The sequence below is a fragment of the Allobosea sp. GW823-FHT02B03 genome, assembly GCF_058797755.1.
In genome coordinates, this window is record NZ_JBXAJY010000001.1 from 857,509 (window position 1) to 873,926 (window position 16,418).

The 16,418-nt window shown below is 67.9% G+C and carries 12 protein-coding genes; 1 reads left to right on the forward strand and 11 read right to left on the reverse strand.

Going from position 1 to position 16,418, the window contains the following annotated elements; translation table 11 throughout:
• Positions 1-9: 9 nt before the first annotated feature.
• The 6 genes from AC1REK_RS03970 to xdhA are packed head-to-tail and all read right to left on the reverse strand — an operon-like array spanning position 10 to position 8,230.
• Positions 10-933, reverse strand: coding sequence for an ABC transporter permease (locus tag AC1REK_RS03970; protein ID WP_327522378.1), 924 nt, complete (start codon positions 931-933; stop codon positions 10-12).
• On the reverse strand, positions 930-2,012 hold the full coding sequence (locus AC1REK_RS03975; protein ID WP_492267105.1) for an ABC transporter permease: 1,083 nt from the start codon (positions 2,010-2,012) through the stop codon (positions 930-932). The genes AC1REK_RS03970 and AC1REK_RS03975 overlap by 4 nt, the downstream gene beginning before the upstream one ends.
• A complete protein-coding gene (locus AC1REK_RS03980) occupies positions 1,999-3,558 on the reverse strand; it encodes an ABC transporter ATP-binding protein (protein WP_492267104.1) in 1,560 nt (519 codons plus the stop codon). Before AC1REK_RS03980 ends, AC1REK_RS03975 begins: the two co-directional genes overlap by 14 nt.
• Positions 3,542-4,408, reverse strand: a complete 867-nt coding sequence (xdhC, locus tag AC1REK_RS03985; protein ID WP_492267103.1) for a xanthine dehydrogenase accessory protein XdhC — start codon at positions 4,406-4,408, stop codon at positions 3,542-3,544. The genes AC1REK_RS03980 and xdhC overlap by 17 nt, the downstream gene beginning before the upstream one ends.
• Complete coding sequence (gene xdhB / locus AC1REK_RS03990) at positions 4,405-6,732, reverse strand: xanthine dehydrogenase molybdopterin binding subunit (protein ID WP_492267662.1); 2,328 nt, start codon at positions 6,730-6,732, stop codon at positions 4,405-4,407. The genes xdhC and xdhB overlap by 4 nt, the downstream gene beginning before the upstream one ends.
• Positions 6,733-6,754: 22 nt before the next feature.
• Complete coding sequence (xdhA, locus tag AC1REK_RS03995) at positions 6,755-8,230, reverse strand: xanthine dehydrogenase small subunit (protein WP_492267102.1); 1,476 nt, start codon at positions 8,228-8,230, stop codon at positions 6,755-6,757.
• Positions 8,231-8,346: 116 nt separating this feature from the next.
• Between xdhA and guaD the strand changes: the two genes are divergently transcribed.
• Complete coding sequence (gene guaD / locus AC1REK_RS04000) at positions 8,347-9,660, forward strand: guanine deaminase (protein ID WP_492267101.1); 1,314 nt, start codon at positions 8,347-8,349, stop codon at positions 9,658-9,660.
• 54 nt (positions 9,661-9,714) lie between these two features.
• On the opposite strand, the gene AC1REK_RS04005 is transcribed toward guaD, so the two are convergent.
• The 5 genes from AC1REK_RS04005 to AC1REK_RS04025 all read right to left on the reverse strand — a co-directional run bounded on the left by AC1REK_RS04005 (position 9,715) and on the right by AC1REK_RS04025 (position 16,252).
• A complete protein-coding gene (locus AC1REK_RS04005; protein ID WP_492267100.1) occupies positions 9,715-10,572 on the reverse strand; it encodes a D-amino-acid transaminase in 858 nt (285 codons plus the stop codon).
• A gap of 129 nt (positions 10,573-10,701) precedes the next feature.
• The gene (locus AC1REK_RS04010) at positions 10,702-12,297 is read right to left on the reverse strand and encodes an ABC transporter ATP-binding protein (protein WP_492267099.1); all 1,596 of its coding nucleotides are present in this window, start codon (positions 12,295-12,297) and stop codon (positions 10,702-10,704) included.
• A 1-nt stretch (position 12,298) separates the two neighbouring features.
• Positions 12,299-13,420, reverse strand: a complete 1,122-nt coding sequence (locus AC1REK_RS04015) for an ABC transporter permease subunit (protein ID WP_492267098.1) — start codon at positions 13,418-13,420, stop codon at positions 12,299-12,301.
• A gap of 4 nt (positions 13,421-13,424) precedes the next feature.
• Positions 13,425-14,345, reverse strand: a complete 921-nt coding sequence (locus tag AC1REK_RS04020; RefSeq protein WP_492267097.1) for an ABC transporter permease subunit — start codon at positions 14,343-14,345, stop codon at positions 13,425-13,427.
• 287 nt (positions 14,346-14,632) lie between these two features.
• The gene (locus AC1REK_RS04025; RefSeq protein WP_492267096.1) at positions 14,633-16,252 is read right to left on the reverse strand and encodes a peptide ABC transporter substrate-binding protein; all 1,620 of its coding nucleotides are present in this window, start codon (positions 16,250-16,252) and stop codon (positions 14,633-14,635) included.
• Between the last annotated feature and the right edge of the window lie 166 nt (positions 16,253-16,418).

The window sequence follows — 16,418 nt, forward strand, 5'->3', positions numbered from 1 at the left end:
CGGCGTCGCTCATGACGCCGGAAAAGGCTTGCCAAGGCAGGCGGGCGCGTTCCGCCCGCCGGTTCTTTGTCCTAGCGACATCATCGTCAGAACCACAATGGTCGCAAGGTAGGGTGTCATCGCCAGCACCTCCGGTGCGACCCAGCTGATGCCGGCGGCCTTGGCCTGCAGCTCGAAGGTCGCAACGGCGCCGAAAAGATAGGCGCCGAGCAGAAGCCGCCCCGGTTTCCAGGCGGCGAAGACAACGAGAGCGAGCGCGATCCAGCCCCGGCCGGCGGTCAGCCGGTCGGCCCACATCGGCGTCAGCGCCAGCGAGAAATAGGCGCCGCCGAGCCCAGCGAGCGCACCGCCGAAGCCGGTTGCGGCGGTACGGATGGCGAGCACGCGATAGCCGATCGCATGGGCGGACTCGGCGTTCTCGCCGACGGCGCGCAGGATCAGCCCGGCACGCGTGCGCCGCAGGAACAGGCTGACGGCGAGAACCAGCAGCAGCGAGAGATAGACCAGGGCATCATGGCCGAAGACCAGGCGCAGCCAGGGATGGTTGGCGTAGTCGGCGGGGAAGAGCGGTCCGAGCCGCTGGATGGTGCGGCCGACGAAGCCGGCGCCGAACAACGAGGAGACTCCGATGCCGAAGATCGTCAGCGCCAGCCCGGTCGCGACCTGATTGGAGCCGAGCCCGAGCGTCAGGAGCGCGAAGATCATCGCGGCGAGGAAGCCGGCGATCGCCGCAGCGACGAGGCCGAGCGTGACGCTGCCACTGCTGTAGGCGACCGCGAAGCCGGTCACTGCCCCGCAGAGCATCATGCCCTCGACGCCGAGATTGAGCACGCCGGCCTTCTCGGTGACGAGCTCGCCGAGGCCGGCCAGCAGGATCGGCGTCGCCGCCGCCGCGAGGGTCATGAAGATCGAGACGAGGATGACCGCGGTCATGGCGCGACCTTCGCGTGGCCGCGCCGGAAGGCGAGCCGCCAGCGGACCAGCACGTCGGTGGCGAGCAGGAAGAACAATAGCATCGCCTGGAACATGCCGGTCGCCGCCTGCGGCAGCCTCACCGTGCTCTGCGCGATCTCGCCGCCGACATAGGTCACCGCCAGCACGAGGCCGCCGAAGACGATGCCGATCGGCGAGAGCCGTCCGAGAAAGGCGACGATGATCGCGGTGAAGCCGTAGCCGACCGGGAATTGCGGGGTGAGCTGGCCGAACGGCCCCGCTGCCTCGAACAGCCCGGCCAGGCCCGCAAGCCCGCCGCTGGCGAGCAGGGCGGCCCAGGTGACGCGGCCGGCGTCGAAACCACCATGCCGCGCGGCCGCCGGGGCGCGCCCGACTACCCGGATGGCGAAGCCGGAGACCGTCTTGCCCATCACGAACCAGGCGGCGAGCGCCAGCAGCAGTGCGACGGGAATGCCGAGATGGACCAGCGAGCCCTCCGCCATGGCAGGCAGGACCTGATCGGCGCTGAACATCTTGGTCTGCGGGAAATTGAAGCCGTCGGGATCCTTCCACGGCCCGCGCACGAGATAGTAGAGGAACTGCACCGCGACATAGGTCAGCATCAGGCTGGTCAGGATCTCGCTGACCTGCAGGCGGACCTTGAGGAAGGCGGGGATCGCGGCCCAGGCGGCGCCGCCGAGAACGCCGGCCAGCGCCATGGCGGGCAGGATCCACCAGCCGGTCATGTCATGCGTGAGCAAGGCGACGCCGGTGCCGGCGATGGCGCCCATCACGTATTGCCCCTCGGCGCCGATGTTCCAGACATTGGCCCGGAAGCCGATGGCGAGGCCGAGCGCGATCATCACCAGCGGCGCGGCCTTGACCCCGAGATCGGCCCAGCGCTGCGGCTCGATCAGCGGCGTGACGAAGATCGCCTGCACCGCGTGAAAGCCGTCATAGCCGATCGCGCTGAAGACCAGCATGCCGGTCAGCATGGTCAGGGCGATGGCGATCAGCGGGCTCAGATAGAGCATCGCCCGGCTCGGTTCGCTGCGGCGGCGCCATTCAAGCATGGGCATGGTCCGCTGCTACCGCCTCGCCATGGACGCCGCCCATCAGCAGGCCGATTTCCTCCAGCTTCAGCCCGGCGACCGGCCGTGCCTCCGAGAGCCGGCCCTCATTGATCACACAGAGGCGGTCGGCGAGCTCGAGCAGCTCGTCGAGGTCCTGCGAGATCACCACGATCGCCGAGCCCCTGGCGGCAAGGTCGACCAGCGCCTGCCGGATCGCGGCGGCGGCGCCGGCATCGACGCCCCAGGTCGGCTGCTCGACGATGAGGACCTCGGGCTTCTGGCCGATTTCGCGGCCCATGATGAACTTCTGCAGATTGCCGCCGGAGAGCGCGCCGGCGAAGGCTGCAGGGCCGGTGGTGCGCACGTCGAAGCGCTGGATCACCTCGCGCGTATAGGCATCGACCGGACCTTGCCGGATCAGGCCCGAAGGCGCCAGCGGCAAGCGGTGGCGGGCGGTCAGCACGACATTGTCGGCGAGCGAGAAGTCCGGCACGGCGGCATGGCCATTGCGCTCCTCGGGCACGCAGGCGAGCCCGGCGGCGCGGCGCCGGCCGGGATCGGCATGGCCGAGCGGCTGGCCGTCGAGCCTGACCGCATCGTTCGAGGCGGCGCGGCGCTCGCCCGAAAGGGCCAGCAGCAGCTCGGCCTGGCCGTTTCCGGCTACGCCGGCGATGCCGAGGATCTCGCCGGCATGGGCGGTGAAGCCGATATTCTTCAGCCGGGTGCCGAAGGGCGGCTCGCCCGGCATGTCGAGCCCGCTGACGACGAGGCGGGCGCGGCGCGCCTCGCCGGCCGCGGCGGGGCGCTCGATGCTCTTGAGCTCGGAGCCGATCATCAGCTCGGCCATGCGCCGCGTCGTCTCGGCGCGGGGGTCGCAGGTCGCGACGACCCGGCCAGCCCGCAGGATGGTCGCGGCCTCGCACAGGGCTTTGATCTCGTGCAGCTTGTGGCTGATGTAGAGGATCGAGCAGCCCTGCGCCGCGATCTGGCGCAAGGTGTCGAACAGGCGCTCGACCTCCTGCGGCGTCAGCACCGAGGTCGGCTCGTCCATAATCAGCAGCTTCGGCTTCTGCAGCAGGCAGCGCACGATCTCGATGCGCTGGCGTTCGCCGACCGAGAGCGTGTGCACCTCGCGGTTCGGGTCGAGCGGCAGGGAATAGCTGTCGAGGATCGCCTTGATCCGCCGTTTCAGCTCTTCCGCCGGGACCTTCTCGTCGAGCCCCAGCGCGATGTTCTCCAGCACGGTCATGCCGTCGAACAGCGAGAAGTGCTGGAACACCATGCCGATGCCGAGTTTGCGGGCGGCCTTGGGCGAGGGGATCTCGACGGGGTGGCCGTCCCAGCGGATCTCGCCCTCGTCGGCGCGCTGCACGCCGTAGATGATCTTGACCAGGGTCGACTTGCCGGCGCCGTTCTCGCCGAGCAGCGCATGGATTTCGCCCGGCCGGACGCCGAAGCTGATGTCCTGATTGGCCTTCACGCCCGGAAAGCTCTTCGAGACATGGGCGAGCGCCAGACGTAAGGGGGCCGTCTCGTCAGGCGGCAGCGTCATGGGCGGCTCGGCCTTTCTCTGGCGCGGTGGCGTCCTTCCCCGCGAAGGCCGCCTTCTCGCCAAGCAACCAACGTACCAGCTCGGCCGCCGTCAAGGCCGCGATCACCTCCGGACGCTTGTCATGCACATCCGATCCACCGATTGGGCAGGTCAGACGCGTCAGGGCCGCGCTTCCGGGGTGCCGGCGCCGGAAGCTCGCCTCGAAGCGGGCGCGTTTCGTCGCCGAGCCGATCATGCCGACATAGGCCGCGTCGCCGCGCAGAAGCGCCGCCTCGGCCAGCCGGTAGTCGAGCGCGTGGCTGTGGGTCAGGACGATGAAGGCAGCGCCTGAGGGCGCCGTGGCGAGCGCCTGCTCGGGATCGTCGAGATGGAGGCAGGAAATGGCCTCGGGCAGGTCTGCGAACTGGCCGGGTCGGTCGTCGACCAACGTCACGGCGAGCGGCAGCAGGGACAGGCAGCGGGTGAGGGCCTTGCCGGTATGCCCGGCGCCGAAGATCAGCACCTGCGGCCGTCCGGCAACCGCCTTCGTTTCATCATCGCGCAGGGCGGCGAGGTCGGCAGGGTTGGCACGCGCCAGCGAGACCTCGACGCGCCCGCCGCAGCACTGGCCCATTTGGGGGCCGAGCGGCAGGTCGGCCCGGCGCTGATCCTCGCCGGTCCCCAACATTTGGCGGGCTAGATCGAGGCAGTGGAATTCGAGCTGTCCACCGCCGATCGTGCCGGCGCTGTCATGGTGCGAGACGAGCATCGTCGCGCCGGCCTCGCGCGGTGTCGAACCCTGCACGCGTTCGATGCGGACGACGATCGCGCCTTCGTCGAGATGCCGCTCAAGAAAATCAGAGAGCGTCATGACGCGCCCTCCATGGCGGCGGCCTGCGCCCGGACCCGCTCGACCGCATCAAGCACGCGCTCGGGCGTCGCCGGTGCGTCGAGCTGCGGGCAGAAGCGATGGTCGCCGACGCTGGCGACCGCATCGGAAAGCGCGTGCAGCACGCTGATCGCCAGCATCAGCGGCGGCTCGCCGACCGCCTTCGAGCGATGGATCGTGTGCTCGCGATTGGGCGCGTTCTCCAGCAAGGCGACGTTGAAGATGCGCGGCCGGTCGGAGGCGACCGGGATCTTGTAGGTCGAGGGTGCGTGGGTCCTGAGGCGCCCCTTCTCATCCCAGACCAGCTCCTCGGTGGTCAGCCAGCCCATGCCCTGGACGAAGCCGCCCTCGATCTGGCCCTTGTCGATCGCCGGGTTCAGCGAGTTGCCGCAATCATGCAGGATGTCGACGCGCTCGACCTTGTACTCGCCGGTCAGCGTGTCGATCGCGACCTCGGAGGCCGCTGCGCCATAGGCGAAATAGTAGAAGGGATGGCCGCGCCCGGCCTTGCGGTCCCAATGGATCTTCGGGGTGGCGTAGAAGCCCGTAGCCGAGAGCTGGACGCGGGCCATGTAGGCCGCCTTGACCAGCTCGACGAAGGCGATCTCGCGCGCCCCGATCCGAACCCGTCCGGGCAGGAAGGCGATTGCCTCTGGCGCCTCCTGCCAGCGCTCCGCGGCGAAAGCCACGAGCCGCTGCTTGATCGTCTCGCAGGCGTCGAGCGCGGCCATGCCGTTGAGGTCGGAGCCGGAGGAGGCGGCGGTCGCCGAGGTGTTCGGCACCTTGCCGGTCGTCGTCGCGGTGATCCTGATCCGGTCGAGGCCGATCCCGAAGGCCTGGGCCACGACCTGCGCCACCTTCTGGTAGAGCCCCTGGCCCATTTCGGTGCCGCCATGATTCAGCGCGACCGAGCCGTCGGTGTAGACATGCACCAGCGCGCCGGCTTGATTGTACCAGGTCGCGGTGAAGGAGATGCCGAATTTCACGGGCGTCAGCGCGATGCCGCGCTTGATCACCGGGCTTTCTCGGTTGAAGGCGCGGATCGCCTGTTGCCGCTCGCGGTAATGGCAGTCGCGCTCGAGCTCGTCGATCACCTCGCCGGCGATCATGTCCTCGACCTGCTGGTGATAGGGCGTCGTCAGCCGGCCCTCGCCGCCATAGAGATTGCGCCGTCTCACCTCCAGCGGGTCGAGCCCGGTAGCGTAGGCGACCTCCTCGATGAAGCGCTCGGCCCCGACCATGCCCTGCGGTCCGCCGAAGCCACGAAAGGCGGTGTTCGAGACGGTGTGCGTGCGCAGCGGTTCGGAGCGCGCGCGCACCGCCGGATAGAAATAGCAATTGTCCATGTGGAACAGGGCGCGGTCGGTGACCGGGCCGGAAAGGTCGGCGTTCCAGCCGCAGCGGGCGGCATAGATCGCATCGACCGCATGGATGCGCCCGTCATCGTCGAAGCCGATCTCGTAGTCGACGACGAAGTCATGGCGCTTGCCGGTGATCACCATGTCGTCGTCGCGATCGGGCCTGAGCTTCACCGGCCGCCCGAGTTTGCGGGCGCCGAGCGCCGCGACGCAGGCGAAGAGATTGGCCTGCGTCTCCTTGCCGCCGAAGCCGCCGCCCATGCGCCGGACCTCGATCGTCACCGCATGGGCGCCGATGCCGAGCACGGAGGCGACCATGTGCTGGACCTCGCTCGGATGCTGGGTCGAGGAGTGCACAAGCATGTCGCCATCCTCGCCGGGAATGGCGAGGGCGATCTGGCTTTCGAGATAGAAATGGTCCTGCCCGCCTATCGCCATCGCGCCCTTGAGCCGGCGCGGGCTCGCCGCGAGACCGGCCGCGACATCGCCGCGCTCGAGCTTCAGCGGCTCGGTGACGAGCTCGCCGCCTGCGGCGCGCGCCGCCGCGACGTCGAGCAGGGGCGCAGCTTCCTCGTATTCCGCCTTCGCCAGCACCGCCGCCTGGCGAGCCTGCTCGCGCGTCTCGGCGATGACCGCAAAGAGCGGCTGGCCATGATGCAGGATCGCCTCGGTCGCGAAGACTGGCTCGTCATGCTTGTGCGTCGAGGAGATGTCGTTCTCGCCCGGGATGTCGGCGGCGGTCAGGACCGCAAGCACGCCCGGCGCGGCCTCGACCGCGGACAGGTCGAGCGACAGAAAACGGCCATGGGCGATGCTGGAGAGGCCAAGGCACGCATGGGCGGCGCCGGCCGACTCCAGGATGTCGTCGACATAGACGGCCTCGCCGGCGACATGCTTGGCAGCGGAGTCGTGCTTCAGCGGCGAGCCGACGATCGGCCGCGTCTCCATGGCGTCGAGCCGTTTGCGTGCGTCAGCCATGGGCGGCCTCCGCCAGCAGGCCGGCGACCCGGGTCGCCGCTTCGGGAGCGGTCGTTTCGATCAGGAACCGCCGCAGCAGATTGCCCGCGACTTTCAGCCGGTAGGCCGCCGAGGCGCGCATGTCGGTGAGTGGCGTGAAATCACCTGCGAGCGCGGTGATGGCGGCGGCGACGGCGGCTTCGTCCCAGTACCGGCCGAGCAGGGCCGCCTCCGCCGCCTTCGCCCGTTTGGGTATGCCGGCCATACCGCCGAAGGCGAGGCGGGCCTCGGCGATGCGACCGTCGGCGTCGCGGCGCAGGAAGAAGGCGCCGCACAGGGCCGAAATGTCCTCGTCGAAGCGCTTCGAGATCTTCGAGACATGGAAAAGCGCATCGGCCGGCAGCTTCGGCAGCAGCACGGCTTCGACGAACTCGCCCTCGCGACGGTCCTGCTTGCGGTAGTCGAGGAAGAAGGCTTCGAGCGGGATCTCGCGGCGTTCGCTGCTCCGGCGCAGCACCAGCGTGGCGCCCAAGGCGATCAGCGCCGGTGGCAAATCGCCGATCGGCGAGCCATTGGCGATGTTGCCGCCGATCGTGCCGGCATTGCGGACCTGCTCGCCGCCGAAACGGCGCATCATCTCGTCGAGCTGGGGAGAGATGGTTGCGAGCGCCTTGCGCACGGCGACATGGTTCGCCATTGCGCCGAAGCGTAGCCGGTCGCCCTCGTCCGCTATGGCGCGCAGCTCCTCGATCCGGCCGAGATGGATCACGGGATCGAGCCGGCGCATGCCCTTGGTCACCCAGAGCCCGACATCGGTCGCGCCGGCGACCAGCGTCGCCTGGGGGTGGGAGGCGACGAGTTCGGCGAGGGCTTCCGTGGTTGCCGGCGCGAAATAGCGCCGCTCGCCATCACCGATCGCCACGGTTTGCATGTCCCGCAGTTCGGCGAGGCGGCTGGCGATCTCGCCTTGCGCTTGGGCGAAGCGGTCCCGCGAGCGATCCGCGGCAGCTGCGCGCAGTCCGGCTGCGATGATCGGCTCATAGCCGGTGCAGCGGCACAGGTTCCCTGCGAGCGCATCCTCGATGCGCGCGACCGAAGGCGCCGTCTCGTTCAACCAGAGCGCGAACAGCGACATTACGATGCCTGGCGTGCAGAAGCCGCATTGCGAGCCATGGCAGTCGACCATCGCCTGCTGCACGGGATGGAGCGCACCGTCCGCGCCCTTCAGATGCTCCACGGTGAGGAGCTGGCAGCCGTCCAGCGTCGGCAGGAAGCGGATGCAGGCATTGATCGCCTCGTAGCGCAGCTCTCCGCCATCGAGCTGGCCGATGACGACGGTGCAGGCGCCGCAATCGCCTTCGGCACAGCCCTCCTTGCTGCCGGTGCGGCGCCGGTCGAGCCGGAGCCAGTCCAGCACCGTCCGGGTCGGATCGCAGCCTGCGATCTCGACCAGCTCGTCGCCGAGCAGGAAGCGGACGGTCTCACGCATGGCAGCTCCATCGAGAGCAAATCGCGAACATGCCCTGAGATTAGGCATGTTCGTCGCTTGGCCGGAAGCTTTGATTTGGTGCAGATAAGATAGGTATCGGCGCCGGAGTATGCAGGTTGAGCAGGCAGGATGCGGTCCGCGCCCTAAGGGGCCGGCTTCTCTGGTTCGTCGGCGATCCCCATGGCGCCGGCACCGCCGCGCATCGCTATGTCGAGGACGGGCTGCTGGTCGTCGAGGGCGGGCTGATCCGGGCGGCCGGGGAGGCGCGGGCGCTGCTGCCGACGCTGCCGGTTGGCGCCGAGATCATCGACCATCGCCCGCATCTGATCATGCCGGGCTTCATCGACGCCCATATCCACATGCCGCAGACGCAGGTGATCGCCTCCTATGGCGCGCAACTGATGGAGTGGCTGAACAAGTACACCTTCGTCGAGGAGCAGAAGCTGGCGCAGCAGGGCCATGCCGAAAAGCTCTCGCGCTTCCTGCTCGACGAACTCCTGTCGAGCGGCACCACGACCGCGGCGGTCTATTGCTCCGTGCATGAAAAATCGGCGGAGGCCTTCTTCGCCGAATCGCATCGCCGCAACACAAGGATGATCGCCGGCAAGGTGATGATGGACCGCAACGCACCGGCGGCACTGACCGACACGGCCGAAAGCGGCTATGCCGAGAGCAAGGCGCTGATCGGCCGCTGGCATGGCAAGGGCAGGCAGCTCTACGCGATCACGCCGCGCTTCGCCGTGACCTCCTCGCCCGAGCAGATGGCGGCCTCGCAGCGCCTCGTCGCGGAGCATCCCGACTGCTTCGTCCAGACCCATATCAACGAGAATCGGGCGGAAATCGCCTTCGCGCGGGAGCTCTATCCCGACGCTGCCGACTATGCCGGCATCTACGAGGATTACGGGCTGCTGGGCCATAAGAGCCTGCTCGGGCATTGCATCCACATGACCAAGCGCGAATGGCGCGCCTTTGCTCAAGCTGGTGCGGTCGCGGTCTTCTGCCCGACCTCGAACCTCTTCCTCGGTTCCGGGCTGTTCGACTGGGAGCGGGCCAGGCGCGAGGGCGTCAAGGTCGCGCTCGCCACCGATATCGGCGGCGGCACCTCCTATTCGATGCTGCGGACCATGGCCGAGGCCTACAAGATCCTGCAATTGCAGGGGCAGTCGCTCTCGGCGTTCGAGGCCCTGCACGCGATCACGCTCGGCAACGCCGTGGCGCTCGGCCTCGACGAGCTGATCGGTTCGTTCGAGCCCGGCCGCGAAGCGGATATCGTGGTGCTCGATCCCGCCGCGACAAGGGTGATGGCGCACCGGCTGGAGACGGCGCGCGATCTTTCGGAGGAACTCTTCGTGCTGGTCACGCTCGGCGACGAGCGCAACGTGGTCGCGACCTATGTGATGGGCGAGCGTGCCTCATGTTCAACGAATTGAAAGATCGTTGAACATGGAGAGGCTGGCGGCGCTATAGGCGCCGCCGCAGGCCGCTCAGCCGAGCACGCCGCCCTTCCTGGCGTAGTCGAGGTAGATTTCGCGCAGGCGGAGCGTCGCCGGGCCGGGCGCGCCATTGTGGATGCTGTGGCCGTCGATGGTGGTGACCGGCATCACCAGGCTGGTCGCGGAGGTGATGAAGGCCTCCTCGGCGTCGATCGCCTCGGCGAGCGTGAATTCACGCTCCTCGAAGGTGAAGCCGCTTTCTGCGAGGAAGGCGAGCACCGCCTTGCGGGTGATGCCGGGCAGCACCTTGTTGGAGAGCGGACGCGAGATCAGCGTCTTGCCCTTGACGATCCAGGCGGTCGAGGAGGCGCCTTCGGTGACGACGCCGTCCTCGATCAGCCAGGCTTCCTGCGCGTCGTTCTCAGCGGCGAACTGCTTGGCCAGCACCGGCCCGAGCAGGTTGACGCTCTTGATGTCGCGGCGCGCCCAGCGCAGATCCGGCGTGCTGACCACCTTGATCCCGGTCTTGACCTGCGGCGTGTCGGCGAATTTACGTGCCTGGGTGAAGAGGACCAGGGACGGCTTGATGTCCTTGGGGAAGGCGAAGTCGCGATCGGCGGCGCCGCGCGAGACCTGCAGATAGATCGAGCCCTCGTCGAGCTTGTTACGGGCGATCAGCTCCTGATGGATGGCGATCAGCTCGTCACGGCTCCAGGCCAGCTTCAGGCCGATCTCGTTGCAGGAGCGCTCCAGGCGGATGAGGTGCGCATCGCAATCGACGAGCTTGCCGCCGAGCACCGCCGAGACCTCATAGATGCCGTCGCCGAAGATGAAGCCGCGGTCGAAGATCGAGATCGTGGCGTCTTCCTCGGGAAGATAGGCGCCATTGACGTAGACGGTGCGGCTCATCGCTCGGGTCTCTTGCTGGGTGGACAAAGGCGCACCTTTCCTATCCGAGCGGAGCACGCGATGCGAGAGGGCAGGCCGTGTTGCCGCTCAGCGCCCGGCGCAGGACGCGGTCCTTACGGGACTTGTGTTTCAGCACTTGAGCGCCGCCGCGATCAGGCGCTGCGTGTAGGCCTGCTGCGGCGCCTCGAAGATTGCCTCGGTCGGCCCGCGCTCGACCACCCTGCCGTCCTTCATCACCATGATCTCGTCGGACATCGCCCGGACCACGGCGAGGTCGTGGCTGATGAAGAGATAGGACAGGCCGTGCCGCGCCTGCAGCTGCTTGAGCAGGGCGACGATGCTGGCCTGGACTGTGCGGTCGAGCGCCGAGGTCGGCTCGTCGAGCACGACCAGCGCCGGGCACAGGATCATGGCGCGGGCGATTGCGATGCGCTGGCGCTGGCCGCCGGAGAATTCGTGCGGATAGCGGTTGCGCAGGGCAGGGTCGAGCGCGACTTCGGCGAGCGCTTCGGCGGCGCGCCGCTCCCGCTCGCTGCGCGACAGGCCGGGTTCATGGACCAGCAAACCCTCGGTGACGATCTCGCCGACCGTCAGCCTTGGCGAGAGCGAGCCGAAAGGGTCCTGGAACACCGCCTGCAGGCTGCGGCGGAGCGGGCGCATCGCAGCCCGGTCGAGCCCGGTCAGCGCCCGGTCTTCGAAGCGCACCAGCCCGCCCGCCGGCATCAGCTGGAGGATTGCCCGGCCGAGCGTTGACTTGCCCGAGCCGGATTCGCCGACGATGCCGATGGTCTGGCCGCGCCGCAGCATCAGATCGACGCCGTCGACGGCGTGCAGCACGGCCCTTTCACGCCGGAGGAAGCCGCGGCTGAGGTCGAAGCTGACCCTCAGGTCGCGGGCTTCGAGCAGGATGGGCGCACCGGCGGGAGGTGGGGCCTTGTGGCCATGCGGCTCGGCCGCGAGCAGGGCGCAGGTATAGGGGTGCGCCGGCTTTTCGAATATCGCCGAAGTCGCGCCGCTCTCGACGACCTCGCCCGCCTTCATCACATAGACGCGCTCGGCATATCTCCTGACGAGGCCGAGGTCATGGCTGATCAGGATCACCGCCATGCCGAGGCGCTGTCTGAGCTCGGCGATCAGCGCCAGGATCTCGGCCTCGATGGTGACGTCGAGCGCGGTGGTCGGCTCGTCGGCGATCAGAATGTCGGGATTATTGGCGAGCGCCATGGCGATCATCACGCGCTGGCGCTGTCCGCCGGAGAGCTCATGCGGATAGGAATCGAGGCGCCGCTCCGGATGCGGGATCCGTACCAGCTTCAGCAGTTCGAGCGCCCGCGCCCGCGCCGCCTTGCGCGACAGGCCCTGATGCCGGCGCAGCGGCGCGGCCATCTGCGCCCCGATCCGGAACAGCGGATCGAGCGAGGTCATCGGCTCCTGGAAGATCATGGCGAGCTTGCTGCCGCGATAGGCGTTGAGCCTTGCCGGGGAGAGGCCGAGCAGCTCGGCGCCGCGGTAGCGGATCGAGCCGGAAGCCTCGCCATTGCTCGCGAGCAGCCCCATCGCCGCCATCACGCTCTGGCTCTTGCCGGAACCGGATTCGCCGACGATGGCGACGAACTCGCCGGGGGCGACGTCGAGGTCGATGCCGCGCACCGCCTCGCACGGCCCGTCATTGGTGCGGAAACGGACCTTGAGGTCGCGGATGGCGAGGACGGGTTCGCTCGCCATTTCAGCGATCCCGCGGGTCGAGCGCATCGCGCAGGCCGTCGCCGAGGAAGTTCAGCGCGAACAGGGTGGTCACCAGGAAAGCGGCGGGGAAGGCGAGCATCCAGGGCGTCGCCTGGATCGCCCGCGCGCCGTCCGAGATCAGCACGCCCCAGCTCGTCATCGGCTCCTGCACGCCGAGGCCGAGGAAGGAGAGGAAGCTCTCGAGCAGGATCACCTTCGGCACCAGCAGGGTGACGTAGACGATCACCGGGCCGAGCGTGTTCGGGATGACATGGCGCTTCAGAATGCCGCCGGTCGAGACGCCGAGCGCCTCGGCCGCCAGCACATATTCCTGGCGCTTGATCGAGAGCGTCTGGCCCCGGACGATCCGGGCCATGTCGAGCCATTCGATTGCGCCGACGGCGAGGAACATCAGGATGAAGTTCCGGCCGAAGAACACGACCAGCAGGATCACGAAGAAGATGAAGGGCAGCGAATAGAGCACGTCGACGATACGCATCATCACCATGTCGATGCGCCCGCCGAGATAGCCGGCGGTGGCGCCGTAGGCGACGCCGATCACCAGCGCGACGCCGGTGGCGAGCAGGCCGATGGCGAGCGAGACTCGGCCGGCGACCAGGGTCCGGGTCAGGAGATCGCGGCCATTGGCGTCGGTGCCGAACAGGAAATGCTGGCGCTTGATGGGGACGGCGAGCGCGAGCCGGCGGCCCTCCTGCTCGCTGGCCGTGATCCGCGGCGTGCCGAACTGGTCGGAGCGGTCGAAATAGACCAGCAGGCGCTGGTCGATCGGCCTTTGCGCGGTCAGGACCAGTCGGACCTCGGCGGCGTCCACGACGACCTCGCTCGGCGTCGCCCTTATGCGCGAGGCGATGCGCTGTATCGCGGCCGGCAGCGCCTCGGCCTTGGGATAGGCTGAAAGACTGGCGGGCACGCGGACATAGTCCTGATAGACCCGGTCATAAGGGTGGCGGGTGAACCAGGGCCCGAAGATGCAGGCCAGCGTCATCAGGACCAGTACGACGAGGCTCGCGACCGCGGCGCGGTTGCGCAGCAGGCGGATGCGGGCGTCCTGCCAGAGCGAGCGGCCGGCGGGCGGGGCGGGAAGGGGCACGACCGCGCTCATCGGCTCAATCCAGCCTGACGCGCGGGTCGAGCAGCGCATAGAGGATGTCGACGACGAGATTGAAGACCAGGACGAAGATGGCTACGACGACCACCGTGCCCATCACCAGCGTGTAGTCGCGGTTGAGCGCGCCCTCGACGAAGTAGCGCCCGATGCCGGGAATGCCGAAGATCGTCTCGACCACCACCGAACCGGTGAGCAGGCTCGCCGCCGCCGGCCCGAGATACGAAATGACCGGCAGGGCGGCCCCGCGCCCGGCATGCAGGGCGATCGTCGCGCCCGAAAGCCCCTGTGCCCGCAGGGTCCGGATATGATTGGCACGCAGCGTCTCGATCATCGCAGCCCGCGTCATCCTGGCGATCACGGCGATCTGCGGCAGGGCGAGCGTCACGATCGGCAGGATGGTGTTGCGGAAGGCGCCGCCATTCCAGCCCCCCACCGGGAGCCAGGCCAGGCTCAGCCCGAAGACGATCTGTAGGACCGGCGCAACGACGAAGTTCGGGATGGTGATACCGGCGGTGGCCAACCCCATCACCGCATGGTCGGCCCCGCCATTCTGGCGGAAGGCGGCGAGCGCGCCGAGCGGGCCGCCGATGGCGAGCGCGAGCAGCAGCGCGCAGGCGCCGAGCCGCATCGAGACCGGCAACCCTTGCGCGAACAGTTCGGCGATCGAGAAATCGCGGAAATAGAAGGAGGGGCCGAAATCGCCGCGCAACAGGGCGCCTAGATAGGTCAGGTACTGGGCGTGAAGCGGCTGGTCGAGCTGGTAGATCCGCCGCAGATTCTCCATCACCTTGGCCTCGAGCGGCTGTTCGAGATCGAACGGCCCACCCGGCGCGAGGCGCATCAGGAAGAACGAGAGCGTCACGATCACGAACAGGGTCGGGATCGCGGTGGCGAAGCGGCGCAGAATGTAGGTGAGCATCAGATTGCGCCGGGATGCCCGCCATTCTTCCCTTCTCTCCTTGCGGGAGAAGGTGGCCCGAAGGGCCGGATGAGGGGGCGCTCAGGTCTACCCGTCATGCTCGCCCTTGTGGCAAGCACCCACGTCTCGAACACCGCACTCGTCACTGGAAGACGTGGATGGTCGGGACAAGCCCGACCATGACGATGAAGCGTCGTCCGACCCCTCACCCCGACCCTCTCCCGCAGGGCGAGAGGGGGAAGGTCGCGCCTGTCCGGTCGGTCAAGCCCGGCCATGACGTGCTTCGGTCACGGCTTCAGGCTCATGAACCGCGTCGGCAGCGCGCCGCGCAGATTCTGCTGGAAGCCGACCAGCTTTGGCGAGACCAGGTTCTTCGAGGAATAGTACATCAGCGGGATCCACGGCATGTCGGCCGCGAGAATGCTGTCGGCCTCGCGCAGGATCGCGGCGCGCTTGGCGAGATCGAGTTCGTCGGCGCCCTGCTGCAGCAGCGCGTCGAATTTCGGGTTGGCGTATTTGCCGGAATTGAAGCCCTTATTGTCGCTGAGGAACAGGAACAGGAAGTTCTGGGGATCGGAATAGTCGCCGATCCAGCCATAGCGGGCGATGTCGAAATCGCCGCCGTCGCGCAGCAAGGCGAAATGGGTCTTGCCGTCGGTGTTGATGAAGCTCGTCTCGACGCCGAGCACCTTCCACTGCTCGGCGATGGCGATCATCGTGCGGCGGTTGTTGTCGGTGGTGTTGTAGCGCAGCTGCACCCGCAGCGGCATGCCGGGGCCGTAGCCGGCGGCGGCGAGCAGGCGCTTCGCCTCTTCCTCGCGGTCGAGCGGCGAGACACCCTTGAAATCGGCCTCCGCGCGCTCGCCATAGTTCCCGATACTCGGCGGGATCACGCCATAGGCCGGCAGCATGGTGCCGCCCCAGATCTCCTCGGCGATGAACTCGCGGTCGATCACCAGCGACAGCGCCCGGCGCACGCGCAGATCGTCGAAGGGCTTCTTGGCGGTGTTCACGATGAGGAAGTAGGTGCCGAGATAGGGCGCGACCTTGACCTGATTGCCGAGCTTCTCGCGCAATTGCTGGATCTGGTCGGCCGGGATGTCGGTCGTCATGTGCAATTCGCCGGCCTGGAAACGGCGCGCGGCGGCGGCGAGATCGGAGGCGGGATAGTACAGGATCGTGTCGATCTGCACGTTCGCCGCATCGTGGAAGTTCCTGTTCTTCTCCATCTTGATGTGGGAGTTCGGCACGAACTCCTTCAGCGTGTAGGCGCCGTTGGAGATCCAGTTCTCCGGCTTGACGAAATCCTTGCCGAACTTCTCGACGGAGGCCGGATGCACCGGCAGGCCGGTCTGGTGCGTCAGCAATTCCAGGAAATAGGGCGTCGGCCGTTCCAGCTTGATTTCCAGCGTCGTGTCGTCCGGCGCCTTGACGCCGAGCTCGTCGATGCCCGCGCCTTCGCCCGATTTGTTGATCTTCTCGGCGTTGAGGATGGGGTAGAGGATGTTGGCGTATTTCGCGCCGGTCGCGGGATTGATGATCCGCTTCAGCGAGTAGACGAAATCGCCCGCCTTGACCGGGTCGCCGTTCGACCATCTGGCGTTGGCGCGGAGCTTGAACGTGTAGCTCTTGCCGTCCTCGCTCATCGTCCAGCTTTCGGCGACGCCGGGCACGACCTCGCCGTTGATGTGGTGGATGACCAGCCCCTCGGAGAGGTCGCGCAGCAGGTGCGCCTCGGCCACCGTCGAGGTCTTGTGGGCGTCGAGCGTCTCGGGGTCGCCGTCATTGCCGCGATGGAAGACGACCTGGGCCAGGGCGGCGTTGCCGAGCCCCAAGGCGAGGCCGGCCGCAAGGGCGAGAGGCCGCAGACGGCGCAGGAACTGCGACTCAGCCTTGAAGCTTTTCATGAGCTCTCTCCGAAGCTTAGCCGGACGGGCCCCTTTCCCGCTCGTGCGGGAAGTATGGGCCGATCCTGAGGCCGGAGCCAAGGAGGAAAACGGGGACTTCAACCGATCTCCGACCGCGGGCAGGCGGGGAGCCCGGACGCGTCCGCGGGTCGCCGTGGTCGGGGGA

Coding starts and splice junctions, on each gene's coding strand:
- AC1REK_RS03970 (WP_327522378.1), bottom strand. CDS start 933: ATGACCGCGGTCATCCTCGTCTCGATCTTCATGACCCTCGCGGCGGCG.
- xdhC (WP_492267103.1), bottom strand. CDS start 4,408: ATGACGCTCTCTGATTTTCTTGAGCGGCATCTCGACGAAGGCGCGATC.
- xdhA (WP_492267102.1), bottom strand. CDS start 8,230: ATGCGTGAGACCGTCCGCTTCCTGCTCGGCGACGAGCTGGTCGAGATC.
- AC1REK_RS04010 (WP_492267099.1), bottom strand. CDS start 12,297: ATGGCGAGCGAACCCGTCCTCGCCATCCGCGACCTCAAGGTCCGTTTC.
- xdhB (WP_492267662.1), bottom strand. CDS start 6,732: ATGGAGACGCGGCCGATCGTCGGCTCGCCGCTGAAGCACGACTCCGCT.
- AC1REK_RS04020 (WP_492267097.1), bottom strand. CDS start 14,345: ATGCTCACCTACATTCTGCGCCGCTTCGCCACCGCGATCCCGACCCTG.
- AC1REK_RS04015 (WP_492267098.1), bottom strand. CDS start 13,420: ATGAGCGCGGTCGTGCCCCTTCCCGCCCCGCCCGCCGGCCGCTCGCTC.
- AC1REK_RS03975 (WP_492267105.1), bottom strand. CDS start 2,012: ATGCCCATGCTTGAATGGCGCCGCCGCAGCGAACCGAGCCGGGCGATG.
- AC1REK_RS04025 (WP_492267096.1), bottom strand. CDS start 16,252: ATGAAAAGCTTCAAGGCTGAGTCGCAGTTCCTGCGCCGTCTGCGGCCT.
- AC1REK_RS03980 (WP_492267104.1), bottom strand. CDS start 3,558: ATGACGCTGCCGCCTGACGAGACGGCCCCCTTACGTCTGGCGCTCGCC.
- AC1REK_RS04005 (WP_492267100.1), bottom strand. CDS start 10,572: ATGAGCCGCACCGTCTACGTCAATGGCGCCTATCTTCCCGAGGAAGAC.